General features: G+C 66.1%; 1 protein-coding gene and 2 pseudogenes. All 3 read left to right on the plus strand.

Annotation, left to right across the window (positions count from 1 at the left end):
- Positions 1-314, plus strand: a pseudogene (locus AHiyo1_RS16540) (glucose-6-phosphate isomerase); the annotation flags it as partial.
- 15 nt (positions 315-329) lie between these two features.
- Entirely contained in the window at positions 330-1,895 is a 1,566-nt protein-coding gene (gene zwf, locus AHiyo1_RS16545) for a glucose-6-phosphate dehydrogenase (protein ID WP_059389277.1), read from the plus strand.
- A pseudogene (locus AHiyo1_RS16550) lies at positions 1,892-2,201 on the plus strand (glucose-6-phosphate dehydrogenase assembly protein OpcA); the annotation flags it as partial. The gene zwf and the pseudogene AHiyo1_RS16550, both read left to right, overlap by 4 nt.

The raw sequence follows: 2,201 nt of genomic DNA on the forward strand, positions 1-2,201 counted from the left end.
TCAGCGGCCGCCCGGTCACTTTTGGCTGGGGTCCGCGCTTCCTGCACTCCACCGGGCAATTCCACAAGGGCGGACCGGCCATCGGTTCGTTCCTGCAAGTGACCGCTTCCGCGACCGGCGACATCGCCATTCCGGAACGGCCGTTCACCTTCGGCCAGCTGATTGCAGCCCAGGCGGCCGGCGATGCCCAGGTTCTCGAGAACCACGGCCGCCCGGTACTACGTCTGCACCTCACGGACCGCGGAGCCGGCGTTGCCCAGCTCCAGGAAATCGTCGCCGCATTGGCCGGCCAGGCCAGCGCGCTCGAAAGCTAAGGCACAAACCCAAACATGCCAGAAACTGAAATCGGTTACCGGTCCACCGGAAAGGCAAGCCACCGCAATCCCCTTCGGGATCCTCGGGATCGGCGCCTGAACCGCATCGCAGGGCCATCGTCGCTGGTGTTCTTCGGAGTCACCGGTGACCTTGCCCGGAAGAAACTCATGCCGGCGGTCTACGACCTCGCCAACCGCGGGCTGCTGCCGCCGAGCTTCGCGCTCGTCGGCTTCGGCCGGCGGGACTGGAGCAACGAGGACTTCGCGAACGAGGTCAAGGAGAACGTCAAGGCGCACTCCCGCACCCCGTTCGACGACGCCGTCTGGAACCAGCTCTCCGAGGGCATCCGCTTCGTCCAGGGAGAATTCGACGACGACCAGGCGTTCAAGCGCCTCAGCGCCACGCTGGACGAACTGGACGAAACCCGCGGCACCCGCGGCAATCACGGTTTCTACCTGTCCATCCCGCCCAAGGCCTTCGAGCAGGTCTGCCAGCAGCTCTCCAAGCACGGGCTGGCGCAGGCCGGCGACGGGCAGTGGCGCCGCGTGGTCATCGAGAAGCCCTTCGGCCACGACCTGGAGTCCGCGCGCAAGCTCAACGACATCGTGGAGTCCGTCTTCCCGCCGGACGCGGTCTTCCGCATCGACCACTACCTTGGCAAGGAGACGGTCCAGAACATCCTGGCCCTGCGCTTCGCCAACCAGTTGTTCGAGCCTTTGTGGAACGCCAACTATGTTGACCACGTCCAGATCACCATGGCCGAGGACATCGGCACCGGGGGCCGGGCGGGGTATTACGACGGCGTCGGCGCGGCCCGCGACGTCATCCAGAACCACCTGCTGCAGTTGCTGGCCCTGACGGCCATGGAGGAGCCCATTTCCTTCAATGCCGACGACCTGCGTGCCGAGAAGGAAAAGGTCCTCGCTGCTGTCAGGCTTCCCGAGGACCTCTCCACCCATTCGGCCCGCGGCCAGTTCACCGGGGGCTGGCAGGGCGGGGAATTGGTGCAGGGCTACCTGGAGGAAGACGGCATTCCGGCCGATTCCAAGACGGAAACCTACGCGGCCATCCGCCTGGACATCAACACCCGGCGCTGGGCCGGGGCTCCGTTCTACCTGCGGGCCGGCAAGCGTCTTGGCCGCCGCGTCACGGAAATCGCCGTGGTGTTCAAGCGCGCACCCAACCTGCTGTTCCGCGGCCACGGCGAGGACGACTTCGGCCAGAACGCCGTGGTCATCCGGGTCCAGCCCGACGAGGGCGCTACCATCCGCTTCGGGTCCAAGGTTCCCGGCACGCAGATGGAAGTCCGCGACGTGACCATGGACTTCGGCTACGGCCACTCGTTCACGGAGTCCAGCCCCGAGGCGTACGAACGCCTGATCCTGGACGTGCTGCTCGGCGAGCCCCCGCTCTTCCCCCGGCACCAGGAAGTCGAGGAGTCCTGGAAGATCCTGGACCCCTTCGAGGAATACTGGGCCGGACTCGACGAACAGCCCGAACCCTACGCTCCCGGCAGCTGGGGCCCGGCCTCGGCCGATGAGCTGCTTGCCCGCGACGGACGAACCTGGAGAAGGCCATGATCGTAGATCTTCCCGACACCACCACCTCCAAGATCTCCAAGAAGATCACCTCCCTGCGCGAGCAGGGAGGTGTGATCGCCCTTGGACGAGTCCTGACCCTCGTGGTGGTGACCAAGTCCGGGCTTGAGGAAGAAGCCATCGAGCAGCCAACGAGGCCAGCCGCGAACATCCGTGCCGCATCATCGTGCTCGCGGACGCAGGCAGCGAAGCGCCGAACCGCCTCGACGCCCAGATCCGCGTGGGTGGCGACGCCGGAGCATCAGAAGTCATCGTGCTGCGCGGTTACGGCGAGCTCGCCAAGGAAAG

The organism is Arthrobacter sp. Hiyo1 (assembly GCF_001263615.2).
Classification (GTDB): domain Bacteria; phylum Actinomycetota; class Actinomycetes; order Actinomycetales; family Micrococcaceae; genus Arthrobacter.

What these genes read in the sequence shown, in the direction of transcription:
- zwf (WP_059389277.1), top strand. Translation starts at nt 330, where the DNA reads ATGCCAGAAACTGAAATCGGTTACCGGTCCACCGGAAAGGCAAGCCAC.